The organism is Candidatus Palauibacter sp. (assembly GCF_965208055.1).
Lineage (GTDB): Bacteria > Gemmatimonadota > Gemmatimonadetes > Palauibacterales > Palauibacteraceae > Palauibacter.
On record NZ_CBDBNY010000004.1, the window covers coordinates 3,196,802 to 3,216,550 of the forward strand.

At 69.2% G+C, this 19,749-nt stretch carries 15 protein-coding genes; 5 read left to right on the forward strand and 10 right to left on the reverse strand.

The genetic code is table 11. The features are described 5' to 3' along the window. Positions 1 to 93: 93 nt before the first annotated feature. From ACOGXI_RS14090 to ACOGXI_RS14100, 3 genes are read left to right on the forward strand one after another with little or no spacing between them, the layout of a single operon-like run. Positions 94 to 1,629: an amidohydrolase family protein gene (locus ACOGXI_RS14090; protein WP_419939462.1), complete on the forward strand. Its 1,536-nt coding sequence runs from the start codon at positions 94 to 96 to the stop codon at positions 1,627 to 1,629. Positions 1,630 to 1,661: 32 nt separating this feature from the next. Beyond that, entirely contained in the window at positions 1,662 to 4,883 is a 3,222-nt protein-coding gene (locus ACOGXI_RS14095; protein WP_419939463.1) for a prolyl oligopeptidase family serine peptidase, read from the forward strand. Continuing rightward, positions 4,843 to 6,156 carry a hypothetical protein gene (locus tag ACOGXI_RS14100; RefSeq protein WP_419939464.1) on the forward strand — a complete coding sequence of 438 codons (1,314 nt, stop codon included), beginning with the start codon at positions 4,843 to 4,845 and terminating at the stop codon, positions 6,154 to 6,156. Before ACOGXI_RS14095 ends, ACOGXI_RS14100 begins: the two co-directional genes overlap by 41 nt. A gap of 90 nt (positions 6,157 to 6,246) precedes the next feature. Here the strand turns inward: ACOGXI_RS14100 and ACOGXI_RS14105 are convergent, their stop codons facing one another. Beyond that, positions 6,247 to 6,672: a very short patch repair endonuclease gene (locus ACOGXI_RS14105; RefSeq protein ID WP_419939465.1), complete on the reverse strand. Its 426-nt coding sequence runs from the start codon at positions 6,670 to 6,672 to the stop codon at positions 6,247 to 6,249. Positions 6,673 to 6,842: 170 nt separating this feature from the next. On the opposite strand from ACOGXI_RS14105, the gene ACOGXI_RS14110 reads away from it, so the two are divergent. Next, positions 6,843 to 8,231, forward strand: coding sequence for a YfcC family protein (locus ACOGXI_RS14110; RefSeq protein WP_419939466.1), 1,389 nt, complete (start codon positions 6,843 to 6,845; stop codon positions 8,229 to 8,231). A gap of 30 nt (positions 8,232 to 8,261) precedes the next feature. Here ACOGXI_RS14110 and ACOGXI_RS14115 read toward each other — a convergent pair whose 3' ends face one another. Together ACOGXI_RS14115 and ACOGXI_RS14120 are read right to left on the reverse strand one after the other, a co-directional pair. Beyond that, positions 8,262 to 10,859, reverse strand: coding sequence for a zinc-dependent metalloprotease (locus ACOGXI_RS14115; RefSeq protein ID WP_419939467.1), 2,598 nt, complete (start codon positions 10,857 to 10,859; stop codon positions 8,262 to 8,264). Between the two features lie 94 nt (positions 10,860 to 10,953). Next, positions 10,954 to 12,414: a serine hydrolase domain-containing protein gene (locus ACOGXI_RS14120; RefSeq protein ID WP_419939468.1), complete on the reverse strand. Its 1,461-nt coding sequence runs from the start codon at positions 12,412 to 12,414 to the stop codon at positions 10,954 to 10,956. Between the two features lie 245 nt (positions 12,415 to 12,659). Here ACOGXI_RS14120 and ACOGXI_RS14125 point away from each other — a divergent pair, with 245 nt between their 5' ends. Continuing rightward, a complete protein-coding gene (locus ACOGXI_RS14125) occupies positions 12,660 to 13,046 on the forward strand; it encodes a hypothetical protein (protein WP_419939469.1) in 387 nt (128 codons plus the stop codon). A gap of 13 nt (positions 13,047 to 13,059) precedes the next feature. Here ACOGXI_RS14125 and ACOGXI_RS14130 read toward each other — a convergent pair whose 3' ends face one another. The 7 genes from ACOGXI_RS14130 to ACOGXI_RS14160 form a co-directional block, all read right to left on the reverse strand. After that, positions 13,060 to 14,037: an EamA family transporter gene (locus ACOGXI_RS14130; protein WP_419939470.1), complete on the reverse strand. Its 978-nt coding sequence runs from the start codon at positions 14,035 to 14,037 to the stop codon at positions 13,060 to 13,062. Next, positions 14,034 to 15,434, reverse strand: a complete 1,401-nt coding sequence (locus ACOGXI_RS14135) for an APC family permease (protein ID WP_419940210.1) — start codon at positions 15,432 to 15,434, stop codon at positions 14,034 to 14,036. Before ACOGXI_RS14135 ends, ACOGXI_RS14130 begins: the two co-directional genes overlap by 4 nt. Beyond that, positions 15,431 to 16,786 (reverse strand): M20/M25/M40 family metallo-hydrolase, encoded by a 1,356-nt coding sequence (locus tag ACOGXI_RS14140; protein WP_419939471.1) that lies wholly within the window; start codon positions 16,784 to 16,786, stop codon positions 15,431 to 15,433. Before ACOGXI_RS14140 ends, ACOGXI_RS14135 begins: the two co-directional genes overlap by 4 nt. Positions 16,787 to 16,917: 131 nt before the next feature. Further along, positions 16,918 to 18,339 (reverse strand): alpha/beta hydrolase family protein, encoded by a 1,422-nt coding sequence (locus tag ACOGXI_RS14145; protein WP_419939472.1) that lies wholly within the window; start codon positions 18,337 to 18,339, stop codon positions 16,918 to 16,920. Positions 18,340 to 18,341: 2 nt separating this feature from the next. Next, positions 18,342 to 18,662, reverse strand: a complete 321-nt coding sequence (locus ACOGXI_RS14150) for a YbjQ family protein (RefSeq protein WP_419939473.1) — start codon at positions 18,660 to 18,662, stop codon at positions 18,342 to 18,344. Next, positions 18,659 to 19,129, reverse strand: a complete 471-nt coding sequence (locus ACOGXI_RS14155) for a hypothetical protein (RefSeq protein WP_419939474.1) — start codon at positions 19,127 to 19,129, stop codon at positions 18,659 to 18,661. The genes ACOGXI_RS14150 and ACOGXI_RS14155 overlap by 4 nt, the downstream gene beginning before the upstream one ends. Next, entirely contained in the window at positions 19,122 to 19,697 is a 576-nt protein-coding gene (locus ACOGXI_RS14160) for an RNA polymerase sigma factor (RefSeq protein WP_419939475.1), read from the reverse strand. Before ACOGXI_RS14160 ends, ACOGXI_RS14155 begins: the two co-directional genes overlap by 8 nt. Positions 19,698 to 19,749 lie beyond the last annotated feature (52 nt).

Consider the following 19,749-nt stretch of genomic DNA (forward strand, 5'->3'; position numbering starts at 1 on the left):
GGGGAGCGGGCGGGGAGCGGGCGGCTACTCGCGAGTCGGGCAAGCTGTTAGTCTCAGACGACGCACGCCCCGCAGAAATGAGGAGGTTCCCGCATGTTCCGCGCCACCCGCCGCCCTCTCTCCGTCTCCGCCGTGCTGGCCACCCTCGTCGTCCTCGTCCCGAGCGGCGGACCCCTGCTGGGCCAGGCGACGGCCATCGTCGGCGCGACCCTCATCGACGGCAACGGCGGTCCCCCTCTCGCCGATGCCACCGTCGTCGTGGAAGGGGACCGCATCACCGCCGCCGGTCCGCGCGCGGAAGTCGAGGTGCCGGATGGCGCCCGCGTCCTGGACGGCGCCGGCAAGTTCGTCACGCCCGGTTTCGTGGACACCAACGTGCATATCTCCCTCTACGGCGGCGGCAACAAGGACCGGAAGGAGAGTTCCGTCTTCTATCGGTTGATGGGACCCGAACTCACGCTCGAGACCGCGCAGATGCACCTCAAGTTCGGCGTCACCCACCTCCGCGACAGCTACGGCGCCCTCCCGGAACTCCAGCAGGTGCGGGACGCCATCGCCTCGGGCAAGGCCATCGGACCGCGGCTCCAGGTCGCCGGCAACATCGTCGGCTGGGGCGGGCCCTATTCGATCACCTTCGCCCTCATTCCGGAGGACGACCTCTCACTCTACGAGGAACAGTTCTCCGACCACATCGCCCAGGGCGCCGGCGAGGACCTGATGGACCTCTATCCCGAGGAACTGCGGGTGAGGATCCGCGAGTACCTCGACAAAGGGGTGGACTTCCTCAAGTACGGGGGGACGAGTCACTGGTCGTTCCCGACGCTGATCGGCTTCTCCCCGGAGGCGCAGCGCGTGATCGTCGAGGAGACGCACGCGCGCGGCCTCATCGCCGAGACCCATTCCACGAATCCGGAGGGGCTGCGGCTCTCCGTCGAGGCGGGGATCGACCTCATCCAGCACCCCGAGGTGCTCGCGAACCGCGAGATATCGGACGCGCTCGTCCAGCAGATCGTGGACCGCGGCATCGTGTGCTCGATGCTCGTGAACACGTTCACCGGGCCCGCCTGGGAGAACCACCTGGCGAACCGGGCGGCGGCCGAGGAACGCCTGGCCCGCGAGGCCGAGGGCGCCCGGGCGCGCGAGTGGGGCCGGCTGCGGCGTCCGGTCGAGCGGGAGAAGACGAGCTATCAAATTCGCCGCGAGCAGCGGGCGCTGGGACACGGGATGGAGATGCGCCGTCTGAACGCGCAGAAGCTGATCGACGGCGGGTGCATCACCACCCTCGGCACGGACAACTATGCGGGCGTCGCGCCGGAATACGGACGCGCGCCCAAGCCCATCTGGCAGGAGCCCGGCATCGGGACGATCCTCGCCATCGAGGGTCTCGTCGAAATGGGGATGACGCCGGGCGAGGCGATCGTCGCCGCCACCCGCAACGGCGCCATCGCGGCGGGCGCGCTCGACGAGTTCGGGACGATCGAAGCCGGCAAGCTCGCCGACCTCCTCGTGCTCGACGCCGACCCGCTCGCCGATATCGCCAACATCCGGAAACCGTCGGTCGTCATGGCCGCCGGCAGGATCGTCGATGTCGGCGCGCTGCCGACCGAACCCGTCTACTTCAAGCGCTGAAACTCATGAATCTCCCGAAACAGGAGCCTCGGATGCCTCCGGTCTCTGGTTCGTCCCGTCCTTCCGTCCTTCGCCGCCGCCGGTTCGCCGCCGCGGCCGCGTGCCTCCTCGCGCCCGCCGCGCTGGCCCCGCAACTGGCCCCGCAACTGGCCGCGCAGGAGGTCAAACCCGCGCTGGACCACGAAGATACGTACCGCTGGAACTCCATCGGCGGCCGCACGATCTCGGCGGACGGCGCTTGGCTCGCCTACGTCCTCACGCCCTGGGACGGCGACCCCACGCTCGTGATCACGCGTACGGACGGCTCGGCGGAACGCCGCTTCCGGGGTCGCGCGCCCTCCTTCACGCGGGACTCGCGGCACCTCGCCTTCCGCGTGCCGCCGGTGAAGGCCGTGGTCGACTCGCTTCGCCTCGAAGGGGAGCGCGGGGACGATCTCCCCGGCGACTCGCTCGCGGTCGTGACCCTCACGGAGGCGTTCGCGGACGGCGCCGGAGATGACGGCGGCGTTCGACGGGCCGGCCCCATCGAGTCCTTCCGGGTCCCGGAGGACGGGGGCGCCTTCGTCGCGTACCTCCTCTCCGGGAATCCCGAGGAAGACGAGGAGGAAGGAGAAGACGAGGAGGAGACTGAGGAAGAAGCCGAGGAAGCCGCCGGGGAAGAAGAGGAAGAAGAAGAAGAGCGCTCCGCGGAATACGAGAAGCGGCACGAGAAGGACGACGGCACGCCGCTCATCCTCCTGAATCTCGACACGGGCGAGGAGCACGGCTTCGCCGATGTCGTCTCCTACACGGTCGCGGACGCGGGGAACGGGCTCGCGTACGTGACCTCGACCGAGGACGAAGGCGGGGACGGGATCTACCTCGTGGCCCCGGCCAGCGGAGAGAGCGTGGAGGTGCTCGCCGGGGAGGGCCACTACGAGCAGGTCGCCTTCGACGAATCGGGCGAGCGCCTCGCCTTCCTCAGCAACGTGGACGAGTGGGAGATGGACCAGCCGTCCTTCGCGCTCTACCGCTCCGACGGCGGGGCGGCGGAGAAGGTGGCGGACCATGAGACGGCCGGCGTGCCCGCCGGCTGGTGGATCAGCGAGAACGGCTCCGTCTCCTTCAGCGAGGATGGGGATCGTCTCTTCTTCGGCACCGCGCCGCGTCCCGAGCCCGAGCCCGACGAGGAGATCCTCGACGCGGATCGCGTGACGCTCGACATCTGGAACTGGCGCGACCCCTACCTGCAGCCGATGCAGCTCGTGCAGGCGAACCGCGAACGCAACCGGTCGTACCTGGCGGTGCTGCACGAGGGCCGCGACGCCATCGTGCAGTTGGGTACGGCGAGCATTCCCGACGTGTCGCGCACCGAGACCGGCATGAGCGACTACGTCCTCGCCACGAGCGACGTGCCCCACCGCCCGAAGGTGTCGTGGGACGGCCGCTACGAGGATGCCTACGCGGTGGACGTGCTGACCGGGGAGCGGCGCATGATCGTGGAGGCCGTGCGCGGCTTCGGCGGCGCCGGCCTCTCGCCCGGGGGGAGCTACGCCTACTGGTGGGACGAGGCGGACCGCGACTGGAAGGCCGCGCCGATGGACGGCTCCGGGCCCGCGCGCAGCCTCACCGGAGATCTTCCCGTCGCGTTCTACAACGAACTCGACGACCACCCGCAGGGCCCGCCCCCCTACGGCGGCGCGACGTGGATCGAGGAGGACGCCGCGATGCTCGTGTACGACCGAAACGACGTGTGGCGCGTCGACCCGAGCGGCGATGATCCCGCCGTGCGTCTGACGGAGGGACGGGAGGTCGATCTCCGCTATCGCGTGCAGCGCGTGGCCGAGGGCGGAGGCGGCAACTTCTTCGGGTTCGGCGGCTTCGGCGGAGGCGGCGCGGGCGAGGGCATTGAGGAGGGCGAGATCCTCTTCTCCGTCTTCGACATGGGCACGAAGGCGTCCGGGTTCGCGCGCGGCCGGACGGACGAAGCGGGCCGGGTCGAGGAACTGGTCATGGACGACGTGCGCTACGCGGCGCCCGCGAAGGCGGAGGATGCGGAACGCCATGTGTGGACGCGCCAGACGTTCATCGAGTTCCCCGACGTGTGGGTGGGGGATGCGGACTTCGGGAACGCGCGCAAGCTGAGCGACGCGAACCCGCAGCAGGCGGAGTACCGCTGGGGGAGCGCCGAACTCGTCCACTGGATGTCGAACGACCGCACGCCGCTCGACGGCATCCTGATCAAGCCGGACGGTTTCGATCCGTCGCAGCAGTATCCGCTCATGGTCTACTTCTACGAGCGCATGTCCGACGGGCTGCACAGCTACCAGCCGCCGCTGCCGAACCGGGCCTCGGTCCGCTTCTCCTTCTACGCGAGCCGCGGCTACGTCGTGTTCGTGCCCGACATCCCGTACGAGATCGGCTATCCCGGCGAGAGCGCGCTCGACGCCGTCGTGCCGGGCGTGCAGGCGCTCATCGCGCAGGGGTTCATCGATCCGGACCGGGTCGGCGTGCAGGGCCACTCGTGGGGCGGATACCAGATCGCCTACATGATCACGAAGACGAACGTCTTCGCCGCCGCGGAGGCCGGGGCGCCCGTGTCGAACATGACGAGCGCGTACGGCGGCATCCGCTGGCAGAGCGGGATGAGCCGCATGTTCCAGTACGAACGCACACAGAGCCGGATCGGCGGGACGCTATGGGACGAGCGCGACCGCTACATCCATAACTCGCCGGTGTTCTTCGCGGACAAGATCCGGACGCCGCTCCTCATGCTGCACAACGACGAGGACGGCGCCGTGCCGTGGTACCAGGGGATCGAGATGTTCGTCGCCATGCGCCGGCTGGAACTGCCGGTCTTCATGCTGAACTACAACGGCGAGGGACACGGCCTCGGGCGGCAGGCGAACCAGGAGGACTGGGCCATCCGCATGCAGCAGTTCTTCGACCACTACCTGATCGACGCCCCGGCCCCGCGCTGGATGGAGGAAGGCGTCCCGGCGGTCGTGAAGGGCCGCGACCTCGGCCTCGAACTCATCGGCAAGCCGGTCTCCGAACAGGGCGGCGTCTCCGGCGAGCGCGGCGGCGGGGAAGATGACGGACCCGGCGATCCTGAGGCGCCTCCAGGGGCTCGTCGGGATCTTCTCCGGGTCGCACGGCAGACTCCCTCGCGCGTTATGTGCCTCGGCGGTTCTCCTGGTCGTTGGGGTCGCCTCGTCCGCGCCGGGCGCGGCAATGCCAGACTCCCCGCAGGAAGTGAGCGCCGACACGCTTGAGGGCGGCCGCATCGTCGTGTCCAACCCGGCCCCCGCGCGTGGTGGGGGACGCGACGAGTGGCGCCTCGTCGAGGAACTCCGGCTCGGCCAGGTGGACGGAACCGGACCTGACGTCTTCGGGGATGTGCACGACGTCGCCGTGGACGAGAAGGGCCACATCTATGTGCTGGATGTCGGTTCGAAGGAGGTACGGGTTTTCAACTGGGGCGGCGGCTACGTGCGAAGCATCGCCCGCGGGGGCGAGGGGCCGGGCGAGGTGCGCTATTGGGAGTCCTCAGGCCAGACGGTCGTCTTCCAGCCGCCGAACCGGGTCTGGATTGGCGATGGCCTTCAACAGTTGAGCTTCGATTCTCTCGGGAACGAACTCACCCGCACTGGAGGCTTTCCCCTGAGAGGAGGGACGCCATGGAGCAGGATCGTTGCCGCCGACGACCAGGGATTCGTCTATCAGCAAGTACGCGTCGTGGACATCGAGCAGTCCGGCGAAGAGACCATTTCGCGTGGCTTCACCTACGGGGTGCGACTTCCGGTATACCCCGAGCACCCGAACCCCGTCCTGCCCCGGGATTCTCTCCTGCTCGACAGCCGCATCTCCACGAGCACGAGCCAGAGTCGATCGAGCGGCGATGGCAACATTACGATCGGCGGCATCGTCAAGGTCTCGATTCCGCGGCGCGCGTGGGCGTTCGCCGGCGGTGAGACGGTCTGGGTGGCGAACAGGGCCGCCTACCGCTTCCACGAGGTTACGTTCGCCGGGGACACGATCCGCACGGTGGAGCTCGGCAATCCGCCCCCGTCCCCCCCGGACGACTCCGACGAGTCGGAGTTCGAACCCCTCATGGCGGGCCTGGACATATCCCCCGAGGGCTGGCTGTGGGTGCTGCGGCACCGGGATGACGCGGGCGACGATCCCATCTGGGACCTGTTCGACAACTGCGGCCGCTACCGAGGGGAGGTCTCCTCGACAGCGAGGATCGCCACCGTGCGGTTTGCGGGAGAGACGGTGGACCCCATCGACGTCGGCGCGGGCGGCGTCGTCCATGGGCATGCCCGCGATGCCCTGGACGTGAGCTACGTGCTCCGCTTGCGGCTGGAGAGCGCGAGCGGCGCGCCGGTCACGGTGGAGGACTGCCGTGTCCGGCCCACCCCCCGTGACTGCACCGCTGGACCGACGAGCAGCGATACGTTTGCGCCATCGTGGATCGCCACGGGACACCCAAACGCACCCGACAAGGTCAGTGACCATGGTGACCAAGTAAGGGTGGACATGTGACCAAGCACGGGTGACCAAGTGTGGCTCTAGGCCGGTCGCAGCGAGCCACCCGCAGGGTTATTCTCGATGAATCACTAAAGGGCCGAGAGGTTATCCCAGAAACGCCCTGACCCTCTTGGCCAGCGGGTCGAGGTCCTTCGTTTCGCACTCCCAGATGACGAGCACGCCCCAGCCGGTGCGCCGCAGCGTCGTCTCGTTGAGGCGGTCGCGGCGGGCGTTGCCGTTGAGCTTGTCGCGCCAGAAATCGCGGGTCTCGGGCGACTTGGGAATGCGATTCTTCGAACACCCCTCGTGCCGGTGCCAGAAGCAGCCGTGGACGAAGATGACCTTGCGGCGGGGCCGAAACACGAGATCGGGACGGCCCGGCAGCTCCTTGGCGTGCAGCCGGTAGCGATACCCCAAGCCGTGCACGAGCCGGCGTACCCTCATCTCCGGCTTCGTGTCCCTGGAGCGGATGCGGCTCATCAGTTCGCTGCGCTCGCGAACCGTGAGCGTGTCGAGGCTGCTTCCTTCCATGCGATTGTCCCGGCAGCCCGCCATCGAGCCATGCAGCGGCGGCAGATTCCTGTTCGCGTGGATGATGCCGGATCGTTCCCGCAGGAGCCAGAGTGGCGCCGCACGCGAACCGGTCGCCGGCCGGGTCTCGGATTGTCAGACGGGGAGGGTAGCGCGCACGTTCAGCGTTCATGGCGACATCACGGACGTTTCGCGAGCGGGTCGGGCAGCGGGTGCGGAGGTTGCGCTTCCCCCACCCGCTGACCCTGCTGACGGCGGTAGTCCTCGCGGCCGCGGCGCTGTCGTACGTCCTCCCGGCCGGCGAGTACGAGCGGCGGGACGACCCGGAGACGGGGCGCAGCGTCGTCGTGCCCGGGACCTATCACGAAGTCGAGCCCAACCGCATCGGGGCCTTCGAGGCCATCGTGGCCATCCCGCGGGGCATGGCGGAGCGCGCCGATGTCGTGTTCCTCATCTTCCTCATCGGCGGCGCGTTCGCCGTGTTCGACGCGACGGGGGCGCTCCGGCGCGGCATCGCGTGGCTCGTCGAGGTGCTCCAGGGACGTGAGATCCTCGCGATCCCCGTCGTTTGTCTCGCCTTCGCGGCCGGAGGCGTGACGGAGAACATGCAGGAAGAGATCATCCCCCTCGTTCCCGCCCTCATGCTGCTCACGAAGCGGCTGGGCTACTCGCCGATGGTGGGCGTCGCCGTGAGCGCGGGCTCCGCGTTCGTGGGGTCGGCCTTCAGTCCCATCAACCCGTTCCAGGTCGTCACCGCGCAGAGGGTCGCGGAGGTGCCGCTCGGCTCGGGCAGCGGGTTCCGCCTCGTATTCCTGGCCATTGCGCTCGGCCTCTGGATCTGGTGGACGATGCGGTACGCTGCTCGCACTCGGGTCCCCGCGGAGGAAGCGGACGCCTCCGAACCGGACGCCGCGTTCGGATGGAGGGACGGGACCATCTTCGCGATCGTCGCGGCCACTTTCGGCATCCTCGTGTGGGGGCTGCTGTCCCGGGGGTGGGACTTCGACCACATGTCGGCGTTGTTCTTCATCATGGGGATCGTCGTAGGGCTCATCGGGCGGCTCGGCGTGACGGGGACGGCCCGGGCCTACGCGGAGGGGTTCCGCTCGATGGGGTACGCCGCGCTCCTCATCGGTTTCGCGCACGCGATCTACGTCGTCATGGTCGACGGGCGCGTCATCGACACGATCGTGCGCGGGCTGTTCATCCCGCTCGCCGACCTGCCGCTCGCGCTTTCGGCCATCGGCATGTCGGCCGCGCAGGGCGTGCTGCACTTCGCCGTGCCCAGCGTGAGCGGCCAGGCCGTGCTCACGCTCCCGGTCCTCGTCCCCTTGTCGGATCTGCTCGGGCTCTCGCGCCAGATCACGATCCTCGCCTACCAGTACGGGGCGGGGCTGTGCGAACTGATCACGCCCACCAACGGCGCGCTGATGGCGATTCTGGCCGCGAGCGGCGTGCGCTACGAGTCGTGGCTGCGCTTCGCGATCCCGCGCTACCTGATGCTGATGGCGCTCGGCGCGATCGCCCTCGTCATCGCCCTCGCGATCGGCTACAGCTGACCCTCACACGTTCCCGCGGGAACGTCTCCGTCAGAAGTTGCTCCGATCCGCCTCACACACGGGGGCGGAGCCAAGCCACCTGGTCGCCCAGCCCGCCGGCCCGGCCGACAGCCACGCATCGCCCGCGAGCCACTCCATGGCGGGCTCCCCGATCGGCGCGCCCGGAGGCGCGTTCGGCGTCCCCGGCATCTCGTAGGGCGCCGACGGCTTCTCGAGAAAGCGCTCGATGTCGCGGTCGACCAGTTGCACGAACGCCGCGTCGCTCTCCGGCGGCGGATTCGCCCCCATCTCGGCTCTCAGGTCCACCAGCTTCCGGGTGGCGAGGGCCCGCACGTGCGGCATGGAGGCCCGGTCGGCGAGCGCCATGATGCGGTCCACGAGCACGCGGTAGGCCGCGAGCCGCAGTTCCGTGTGATAAGGCGACTCGTCGGCCTCGGGACGGACCGCGTCGACCAGCGCGGTCAGCACCTCGGCGAGCCCCGGCAGGCTCGGGTCGAGCGCGTGCTGCTGCACGAGGCGCGCGGCCCGCGACGGCTCGAGGACGCGCGACACCGTATGGTCCGCCGCCACGACCGCCGGGGTGACCGCGTCGAAGGCCGGGCCGGTGTAGCGCGGGAACGTCTCGCGGGAGCGCCCGAAGCCGGGCGGCCGGGGCGGCAGCAGGTCGAGCACCCCCGCCGGAACCGCGAGTTCCCGCGGCCTCAGCGTCCTGCCCAGCGCCCGCAGCGCCGCCCGCTGCGCGTCTCCCGAGACCCGCTTCATAGGCGTCCGCCCGTCCCCGCGGAAGGCGTAGACGTACTCCTGTCCTCCGAGGAGCGAGGCGGCCGCGTCCACCTGGTAGCGGTGGTGCATGTAGAGCGGGACCAGCGCCTCCTCCACCGTGGCGATCGGCCGCCCGGCGCGGATCGCCTGCTCACCGAAGCGGTCCAGCGAGTGCCGCCGCACGTCCATCATCCGTTCGAGTTCCGCCGCCGCGTCCACCCCGTTCGACCACTGGTCGGCGCGCGCGTGGATGTTGATGTCCTGGTTCGTGAAGTAGATGAGGTCCTCGTCCCAGGCCGCGTCCAGGATCCGCTGCAGTTCGGCGGCTTCGTCCGTCCCCTCCGGGAAGTCCGAATACCCGTACACGATCGCGACCTTGTCCCACTCGCCGATGTCCACGTCGTAGACCTCGGAATAGTCGAGTCGCCCGTCATCGTCCAGCGTCACGAGCGGGTGGGGATAGTCCAGGACCGAGATCCGGCCGCGGCTGCTGTCGTAGTAGTTGTGGCCGAGGCCGAGCGTGTGTCCGACCTCGTGCGCCGACAGCTGCCGGATCCGCGCCAGCGCCCACTCCGCGATGTCCTCCGGCACCTCGTCGCCATTCGCGTAGGGGGAGAGCAGGCCCTCGGCGATGAGGTAGTCCTGCCGCCAGCGGAGCGAGCCGAGTGTCACGACACCCTTGAGGATCTCCCCCGTGCGCGGGTCGGTGACGGAGCCGCCCGTGCTCCAGCCGCGCGTCGAGCGGTGCACCCAGTTGATCACGTTGTAGCGCACGTCGTGCGAACTCACGCCCTCCGGCAGCATCTCCACCCGAAAACCGTCCTGGAAGCCGGCCGCTTCGAAGGCCTGGTTCCACCACCGCGCCCCCTCGAGCAGCGCGGTCCGGATCGGCTCCGGCGCACCCGGGTCCAGGTAGTAGACGATCGGCTCGACGGGCTCGCTCATGGCCGCCGACGGGTCCCGCTTCTCGAGCCGGTGCCGCCGGATGAACCGCATCCGCATGTCTTCCCCGAGCGGCGCGGAATAGTCGGCATAGCTCATCGCGCCGTACCCGGCCCTCGAGTCGAACGCCCGCGGCGTGTACTCCCCGAGTGCCGGCAGTTGCACGAAGGAATGGTGCAGCCGGATCGTCGCCGCCTCACCCGTCGAAGCCACGTTCCCGACCCCCTCGAATCCGCCGCCGCCCCCGAACCCGCCGAAGCCTCCGCCACCCCCCGGCTGCCGGACGAAGGTGAGCGAGGCCTCGATCTCCGTGTTTTCGGGGAACCCCATCGTCATGGGCAGGTGCACGGCGCTCCGGCCCGCGTCGAACCGGTACGTCCCCGGTCGCAGCCGCTGCGCCCAGTTGATCATGTCCCGGACCACGAAGTCCGTGGCGTCGACGAGCACGCGCCCGTCCGTCTCCGCCGCCGCCGTGAAACCCCACAGCGTCGAGGGCGCGAAGGCGTCCGTCACCGCCTGCACCTCGCGCGGGTTCGGGCTGCTCGCCCGGAAGTCGAGGTTCGGCTGGATCATCAGCACCTTCGGCCCCACCCGGTGGAAGCGTACGAGGCGGGATCCGGAGAGCGCCCCGCGGTCGAGGCCGATGTCGTTCGACCCCAGCCCCGAGGCGAGCCCCGTCATGTGGAGGATGTCGGTGTCCCAGCGCGAGATCTCCAGCCACAGCTTGCCGCTCGACGCTTCCCAGTACATGGGGATGAAGCCGTCGATGGCCCGCATGGAAGCGGTCTTGTCCTCGATCGACGGGAGTCCGCCCCCGGAGTCCTGCGCCACGATCGAAGCAGGACCGAGGACGAAACCGAGGACGAGGAAAAAGACGGGAAGAAGCTTCCGGAAACGGGTCACGGAGTACACAACGGAGTACACAGCTGCCTCCTGTAGACTGAAACTGGACGATTCCCCCGGAGCCTCGGGGGAACGGGCTTTGCCAAGGGCAACTACACAGTACGACGACGGACCGCTACCGGGCGATTGCCGCGGTCACCTCGCCGATGATGTCCGACAGATACGCCCCGGTGTTCCCGGGGCTCGGCCCGAGCCGGACGATCACGAGATCATGGGACGGGATGATGGCCGTGTACTGTCCCATGAATCCGGCCGCCCAGTATGCGTCGTCCGGCGCCCGGGGAAGCGCGCCGCCCCGGTTGAGCCAGAACAGCCCGCCGTACTCCAGAGCTTCGGCGCCCGGAGCGGGCGCGCTGACGAACTCCACCCAGCCCTCGGGAAGAATGCGGTCGCTCCCGCCATCGGGCGTCGGCCACACGCCGTCCCACAGGTGGAGGAGTCCGAACCGCGCCCAGTCCCACGCGCTCCCGTAGTCGTAGCCGGTGATGATGAAGTTGCCCCACGCGTCCGTCTCGAGGACGTAGTTCCGCGCCCCGATGCGGTCGAACAGGATGCGCTGCGGATACGTGAGCCAGTCCTCGCCCCGCGCCTCGACCGCCTCCCGCACGATGCGGTTGGCCGTCAGCGGATCGGAATTCCGGTAGCGGAAGATCGCGCCCGGCAGGGTGTCCAGCGGCTGGTCGACCGCGTGCTCGAACACATCGATCCCCTCGAAGTAGATCCGGAAGTGCTCGTTGGCGTGCGTCCACGATCGCGAGTCCGTCAGGCCCAGGTTCAGGAAGTCGAGGCCCGAACTCATGTTCAGGATGTCCCGGACGCGGATCTCCCGGCGCGGGTCGTCCTCCCCGTGCCATTCGGGCACCGGCACGGGGTCGTCGAGTCCGGCGTCGAGGTGGCCGGCCTGGATCGCCGCGCCGACGAGTGCGCTCGCGATGCTCTTCCCCTGGGACCAGGAGATCTGCGGCGTGTTGCGCGTGAAGCCGGGGGCGTAGCGCTCGCCGAGGATCTTGCCCGCGTAGATGACGACGAGCGCGCGCGTGTTGTGCTCGGCTTGGGCCATCGTCCAGTCGAGAGCCGCCTCGAGCGCCTCCATGTCGACCTCCGGCGGCGGAGGATCGTGGTAGGCGCCCACGTCACCCGTCGGCCAGGCCGTCACCGCCGGATCGGGGCTGAGCCGCTCGACGACCTGCGGTTCGTACGTCACGTCGTCGAGGCCGGCCGGCAGGATCGTGCAGCCCTGGTCCCCGTTGTACTCGGCGGACCGTGTACCGAAGTCCGCTGCCGAGACGGAGGCGGTGCCCGTCTCGTAGTTCACGGCGTACTCGAAGTCGTCCTGCCAGTTGAACAGCGGGAAGCGCCGGATGTCCTGCGCCACCACCTCGTCGACGGACCGCTCGTAGTCGCGTCCGACCACGAAGACGCCCGAGCAGATGTGGTGCGCCGCCATCCCCGCGATGTGCGAGCGCTCGTGGGCCGCCTCGTCCTCCACCGCGGGGGACTGCTCTCGCGCGCAGCCCGGCGCCAGGAGCGCGGTCCCCAGCGCCGCGATGCTGCAGAACCGACGACGAAACCCCATGCGAACCTCCGTCCGAACCTCGGTGCAAAACCCTCATGGCCAGTGCCGACGGCCGGTCGACGGCCCCACTCGTAGCTGAGCGCATCGGGCGCGTCCCGCGCAAGGGTCCATAACGTTTCCGGCGGGATCCGTGTCGTTTCCGATGAGGGGGCTGCAACGGACGCAGACGGAAGCAGCCCGGGAAGCAGCCCGGGAAGCAGCCCGGGAAGCAGCCAAGGAAGAAACGCAGGAACGGGAGGATATCGATGAGAAAGATGATCGGAGCATTCGCTCTCCTGATGGTCGCACTCGCCGCCGCGCCGCCGCTGGAGGCTCAGGCTCAGCGGGGAGGCCGCGGCTTCGGCATGAGTCTCGACGACCAGATGACGGCCCTCACCGAGCGGCTCGCGCTGGACGAGGAGCAGGTCGTGACGGTCCGCGAGATCCTCGAGGCCCAGGCGGAGAGCCGCCGCGAGCGTTTTCAAGGGGTCCGCGGTTCCGGGGACCGGAGCGCCATGATGGAAATGATGCGGGAACTGCAGCAGGAGACGGAGACGAAGCTCGCCGAGGTGCTGAGCGACGAGCAGCTGGAGAAGTACCGGGAATACGTGGCCGAGCAGCAGCAACGGCGCCGGCCTCCGCTCTCCCTCTGACCGCGCGGGGTGGCTACCTCGAGGCTGGCGCCCGCACGGTCGCCGGCCTCGGGCCGCCCTTCGGCGCTCGCCCCCGCTGTACCAGAACGACTCCGGCCACGATGATCACGGTGCCCGCCAGCATCGGCAGCGTGAACGCCTCGTTCGCGAGCCACCAGCCCAGAAAGAGCGCCACGACCGGGTTCACGTACGCGTAGGTGCCTGCGGCCGCCGGTCGCACCTTGCGCAGGAGCCACATGTAGGCCGAGAAGGCGACGATCGACCCCATGACGGTCAGGTAGAGCAGCGACAGCCACGAACGCAGAGACACGTCGCCGAGCGACAGCCGTCCGAACTCCCCCGCCGCGAGTCCGATGAGCACCAGGATCAGCCCTCCGGCGGCCATCGTGAGCGCCGTGCCGTAGAGCGGCGGCCGCGGCAGCGCGGCCCGGCGGTTGTACATGGAGCCGATGGCCCAACTGATCGACGCCGCCACGACCACGAGCGCGCCGGCCACCACCTGGTTCGCGCTCGCCCCGCGAATCCCGATTTCCGCCCCGGAACTGCTCACGAGGAGAACGACCCCGCCCAGACCCAGCACGAGCCCCGCGGCCTCCAGCGGGCTCGTGGTCTCGCGGTCCGGCCCCAGACGCGCGATCGCGACCAGCCACAGCGGCACCGTGGCCACGAGAAGGGCCGTGAGCCCCGAGGGCACGTACTGCGCGGCCCAGCACACGAGGCCGTTGCCGCCTGCGACCATGAACACGCCCGAGATGGTGGCGGCCCTCCATTCGCGAGGCTTCGGGGCCGGGGCCCCGCGAAGGCGCGACACGACGGCGAGAATCACCCCGGCCGCCAGGAAGCGCGTTCCCCCGAGAAGGAATGGCGGGATCGTCTCGACCCCGAAGCGGATCGCCAGGTACGTCGACCCCCACACCAGATACACTGCGGCGAACGCCAGCAGCAGGTCTCGGGTGGAAGCGGAAACGATCGAAGGAGCGGGCGCGGTCAAGCGCGGGTCTTTCGGTCGCGGGCCCGCGTGACGGCGTAGATGACGAGGCCGACGGCGATGAGCCCCAGTCCCAGCCCCGCTTCGAGGGGCCGGTCGCGCAGGATGTAGGCCAGCGTCCAGCCCGTCACCGCCAGGAAGATGAGCGGCGTGACGGGATAGCCCCAGGTCCGGTACGGCTGGTCCGTTCCGGGTGTCTCAGCCGACGCGCCGCTCTCGCCTCGCGCGGATCTTCCGTCTACCCCGGCACCGACCACCCCCCCGGGGATCCGGCCCGAGGCCTGCCTCCGGCGCAGGAGGAACACCCCGCCCGCCGCCAGGAACGTGTTGAGGCCCATCGTGAAACCGGAGAACACGAGGATGGTTTCGAAGGATTCCGTGAGGATGAAGAGAAGGCTGATCGCCGCCTGTGTGAAGATAGCCACGCCGGGCGTCCCCCGCGCGTTGATCGAACTCAGGAGCCGGAAGGTCGGGTAGTCCTCGCCGATCGCATGGAGGACGCGCGGACCCGCGAGCACCATGGCGCTCACGGTGGAGACGAGGAGGAGCGCGAGGGTGATCCCCATCAGGTCGGCCCCGACCGGCCCGAATATGTACCCCGCCGCGATGTATCCCACCTCGAGCCGTCCCACCATCGCCTCGGCGGGAGCGGCCCGCAGGAAGACGTAGTTGAGCCCGACGTAGAGCAGCATCACGAGCAGCGTCCCGATGGCCAGCGCGCGGGGGAGCGTCCGCCGGGGGTCGCGGAGTTCGCCCGTCACGTACGTGGCGGCGTTCCAGCCCGAATACGAGTACGACACGAAGATGAGCGACACGGCGAAGCCGGCGGAGAACACGTTCGAGACGCCGTCGGCCGAGGGGAGCACGCCGACGTCCCGGGGTTCCGCGACGAGGGACAGCCCGGCCGCGACGAAGGCGAGGATCAGCGCCACCTTGGCCGTCGTCGACCAGCGCTGAAAGCTGCCCGAGGTCCGGTGGGTGCGCCCATGGACGACCGAGAGCAGCACGACGAGCCCGACCGCGAGCCACCGGGCGGGCAGCACCGGAAAGACGGACGAGAGGTACGTCCCGAACGTGATCGCGGCCAGCGCGGTGGGCGCCGCGAACCCGATCGTGGCCGAAATCCAACCCGAGACGAAACCGGCGGCCGGGTGGTAGATGTGCGAGAGGAACGTGTATTCGCCGCCCGAGCGCCGGATCGTCGATCCCAGCTCGGCGTAGGTAAGGGCGCCGCACACGGCCGCGACGCCGCCCACGACCCACAGCATCAAGAGGGCGAACCCGGATCTCAGAGCCTCGAGCTGGAACCCGAGGCTCGTGAAGACGCCGGTCCCGATCATGTTGGCGACGACGACCGCCGCCGCCGTATGGAGGCCGAACCCGGCCCTGGGCGCCCTCAGGGAATGGGCTCGGCCAGGCCCGCCTCGCTCACCAGCAGGAGGAGGTTCGCCTGGATCCCGAGGTGGCCGTCACGGTTGATCCACCATTCGCCGGGTGAGTGGGCCCCGCTCCCGATGCCCCCGCTCCCGATCGTCACCGCGGGGATTCCCAGGGAGATCGGGATGTTCGAGTCCGTCGACGAACGGGTCAGCGCGGGCACCGCCCCGAACACGCGCATGACCTCGATCGCCCGATCGACCAGAGGGTGGTCGTCGGCAACCTCCCCGGACGGACGGTCTCCGATCTGATCGAGTTCAAGCTCGATCTCGGGTCCGTCGCGGCGCAGCGCGTTCTCCTCGTCCAGCGCCCGTCGCATCGCGTCCCGGAACGCGGCGTCGATGCGGCCGAGACTCTCCTCGCTCACCGAACGCATGTCCACCTCCATCCACGCCTCGAAGGGGATCGCGTTCACCGACGTCCCGCCTCCCATGCGGCCCACGTTGTAGCTCGTGCGGGGCCCCGAGCGCGTGAGCGTATCCGCCACGTCCTGAAAGTGGCGGATCCCGCGTCCCAGCGCGTGGGCCGGGTTCGCGAGCCCGAACGCCCCCCACGAATGGCCGCCCGGGCCCCGGAAGGTGACGCGGAAACGATGGGAGCCGAGCCCCTTGTTCACGATGCGGCCCAGCCCCGTGCCGTCGATGTCGATCCACGTGTGGATCGGGTCCGCGCCATCGCGGAACAGGTACTTCATCCCGCGCAGGTCGCCGAGCCCCTCCTCTCCGACGGTCCCGATGAACCGAACGTCCGCCTCCGTCTCGATGCCGGCGGCCTCGAGCGCCCGCAGCACGGTGAGCACCGCCATGAGGCCGCGCGTGTCGTCGCCGATGCCGGGGGCGAACAGCGTGTCCCCGCGCTGCGCGACCGTCACGTCGACGTCCGCGGGGAACACCGTGTCCAGGTGTCCCGACAGCGCCACCGTCCGCCGCTCCCCCTCCGGCGTCGAGCCCCGCGTGCCGCCCCGGCCGTAGCGGATCGCGACGGCGTTGCCCTCCTCGTCGATGAACACGGAGTCGGCGCCGGCCTCGCGAAGCCACTCCGCGTAGACCTGTGCGCGCTCGTCTTCCATGAAGGGGGGCGCCGGCACCTGCGTGAGTTCGATGAGTTCGCGGATCGTCCTCGGCTCGAGTTCCTCGATGATGCTGAAGGCGTTCCGCACCGCGGGATGCTCGGCGAGGTCCCGAACTTCCTCACCCGGCGTCTGGGCAGTCAGCCCGGTCGGTTTGCCCGCGACGAGGACCGCGCCAAGGAGGAGGAACCCCGCAATGGCGGGCGTGAAAGACCTCGGCAGGGCGAGCGCCTCCAGTGTATGCATGGCTCTTGGGTCTCCCGGATTCGGACATCGACGGCGGCTCCCGTCCGCCGCTCGGGACGCGAGATGTCGGTCTCCGCGAAGCTACCGGACGCGGCGCGCCGCGCCAGATGCGGGCACGCCGCGAGGCGGTGTCAGCTGCCGAAGCGGGCGAGGATCCAGTCGGAGATCGTTGCGAGAAAACCGTCGACGAAGCGCTTCTCGAGCAGAGCGTACTCGGCGGGGGATCCGGTCGTCGCGGCCTGGAAGAGATGATTGGCGCGCGGGAGTACCTCCACCGTCACGTCCGGGTTCCCGGCGAGCGCCTCTTCCAGCGGGCCGCGGTTCTGGTCGACGACGACCTGCAGGTCGAGTCCGCCGAAGAGCGCGAGCACCGGCACCCGCGTGCCCCGGAGACCCTCGGCCGGATCGTACGTGAGGAAATAGCGATACCAGGGGCTCTCCAGGCCATCGATCTGCTGGGCCACCTGGGCCTCGACGTAGCTGTCCAGGTCGGAGATCGGCGCGCGCTGCGCTTCGGACAGGGCCTCGATGCCCTCGCGGATCGCGGCTCCAAGCTCCTCGCGATACGCCTCGAGGCCTTCTCCGGCCTCCAGGGCCGCGAACAAACGGCGCTGGAAGTCGGTGTTCCACTCGATGCGGCCCTCGGGCACGCCGCTCACGCGTTGAATGGCCGCGGACTGCTCGTAGAGGATCTCGGTGCCGGGTACGGTCGAGCCCGCCAGCAACACGGCGAAGCGGACGGCCTCCGAGCGCGAGGCCGCCAGGGAAGCCACGACGGCGCCCTCGCTGTGTCCCACGAAGCCGACGCGGGCGGGGTCGACGTCCGGATGCTCCGAGAGCCGCGCGAGCCCCGCCAGGGCGTCCCCCGCGAAGTCGGAAGTGGTGGAGGAGGAGACGCTGCCGGTCGAGCCGCCGACGCCGCGGTCGTCGTAGCGGAGGACGGCGACGCCCTGCCGCGTGAGGTGATCGGAAAGGGGGCGGAAGACGGAGAAACCGGCTACGACCTCGTCCCGGTCCTGGGGCCCCGACCCCGTGATCAGGACGACGCCCGGGAACGGACCCGTCCCCTCCGGCAGCGTCAGCGTACCCTCGAAGTGTACGTCACCGTTCTCGAACGAGACCTCCTCCGCCCGGTAGGGCGCCGGCTCTTCCGCCTCCGCTTCCGGGAGATCCGCCCGCGACACGGAAAACGTGCTGGTCACGACCCCCTGGGTGAATTCGCCCTCGATCGTGTCGCCGCTGTGGGCTCCGTCCCACACGGCGAGACCGACTTGGGTATCGAGTTCGAAATGGACCCGGGCGGCGACATAGGACACGGCGGTGAGGGGAAGACCCAGCGCGCCCTGCGCGGGGATGTCCATCGTGGCGGAGAGCACGCCATCGGCGCGCTCGAAGGTGACCGCGAAGGGCAACTCGCCCGTGGGGAGAACGACGGATCCCGCCCACCTGCCCTCGACGCCTCCGCCTCCTGCGTCAGGGTCGAGATCCGGCTCCTGCGCCAGCGCCGGAGAGGAGAGCACGCACCCGGCCGCTATCAACATTCTCAGGGCCACGGTCAATCCTCCTCGACCTTGACGGCGGAGCCGTAGACAACGATCTCGGCGGTCCCGCCGAGGATGTAGGAAGTGGAGAAGCGGACACAGAGGATCGCGTTGGCGCCGAATGCCGCCGCCTCGCTCTCCATGCGATCGATCGCCTGTTCGCGCGCCTCGGCCATCATCTTCGTGTACTCCTGGATCTCGCCGCCGACGATGGTCTTGAGGCCAGCGAGAATGTCGCGGCCCAGGTGGCGCGCCCGGATCGTGCTGCCGCGGACGAGGCCGAACTCCTCTACGATGCGGTAGCCGGCGAGGTCGTTTCGGGAGGTGCTGATCATCGAACCACGTCCTTGTAGGGGTCTTTCTTCTGCATGAACAGGCGCTCGCGAACGACGGAGACGAAAAGGATCACGAAGCCCGCGATCAGCACGAGCATCCCCCAGCGAATGTACACGGGCATCGTCGTGTCCCGAATCAACTCGCTGACGGCGGTCCACAGCGCCCACGTGCCCACCACGATCGTTCCCAGCGAAAGCAGAACCCAGCCGATGCCGCGTTCGAGCCGGCGATAGACGTGTTCCCAGTAGCTGTCCCAGGTTTCCTCCGGCGGTTTCAGCGGAGTCATGGTATCGGTGACCTCCTTCAGGCGCTGGTATGTCGCCAGTTCGTCGCGAAGACCAGGGTCCTCCCCGAGCGCGGACTCGAGTTCGAGGCGTCCCTCTCCCGAAATCTCCTGGTCCAGTTCGGCCATCATCAGATGGCGCACCCGCTCGTCGCCGGGCGGACTCACGTTTCTCTCACTCATCGCCCGCGCCTCCCTCCCGGCCGGGACGGGTTCCCGCCGTTTCGATCTCGTGTGCGAGGGAGCGCCGCGCCCGATAGAGGCGCGACATCACGGTGCCGATGGGGATTCCCAGCAACTCGGCGATCTCCCGGTAACGCAGTTCCTCGAACTCGCGCAGGACGAGCGTCTCCCGTTCCCGCTCCGGCAGGCGTTCGATGGCCGCGCCGACCTGTTCGCGCAGTTCGGCGCGCATGACCGCCTGGTCCGGGCTGGGAGGGCGCCGTCCCATCGTCGTATCCGTGAGCCAGCTGCCCGCCTTCTCGAGTTTCAGGCGGCGTGACCGCTGGTCCCGTGTATGGTTGAAACAGAGTCGTCGGATGATCTGGTACAACCAGGGGAAGAAGGGACGTTCGGGGTCGATCCGGGCGCGCGCGCGGAACGCCCTGGCGAAGGCCTCCTGAGAGAGGTCCAGGGCATCGTCGTGGTTCCCGACGAGGCCGAGTGCCGTATAGTAGGCACGCTGCATGTATCGTGTGACGAGTTCGCCGAAGGCCGCACGCTCGCCACTCTGCGCGCGAAGAACGAGCATCCGGTCGGTTGCCTCCGAGCTGTTCAAATATGGCTCCCATGGTCGCGGGCAC